This is a genomic window from Pseudomonas hunanensis (assembly GCF_013393325.1).
Taxonomy (GTDB): Bacteria; Pseudomonadota; Gammaproteobacteria; order Pseudomonadales; family Pseudomonadaceae; genus Aquipseudomonas; species Aquipseudomonas putida_P.
In genome coordinates this window covers 1-337 of sequence record NZ_QJRC01000008.1, presented here as the reverse complement: position 1 = coordinate 337, position 337 = coordinate 1, and the positions used below count along the sequence as shown (strand labels likewise).

General features: G+C 46.0%; 1 protein-coding gene. It reads left to right on the top strand.

Features of this window, described 5'->3' with window-relative positions; genetic code table 11:
• Positions 1-98: 98 nt before the first annotated feature.
• The coding region (locus DM807_RS27550; protein ID WP_218647906.1) for a hypothetical protein at positions 99-337 on the top strand (239 nt) is incomplete at its 3' end.

Sequence of the window (337 nt, the reverse complement as noted above, 5' to 3'; positions counted from 1 at the left end):
GATTCAATGAGTTAAGTAGTTAAGGTGGTGTTGGAAGGGCTACGATCGAATGATCGCAAGCGGTTGAAATGGTGGTTGACAGCGCTTCTTGGTGCTGTATGATTCGCCTCCCGCTACGAGAGATCGCGGCGAGCCAAGTGTTTGAAGCTAAACGAGTTTCTCGCAAAAGACTTCAAAATAAACGCTTGACAGGCTCTGAGGAAAGCGTAAAATGCGCGCCTCGGTTGAGACGAAAAGCTCTTAACCAAACGCTCTTTAACAAATTGAATCAAGCAATTCGTGTGGGTGCTTGTGAGTACGGACTGATAGTCAAAAAGATTATCAGCATCACAAGTGG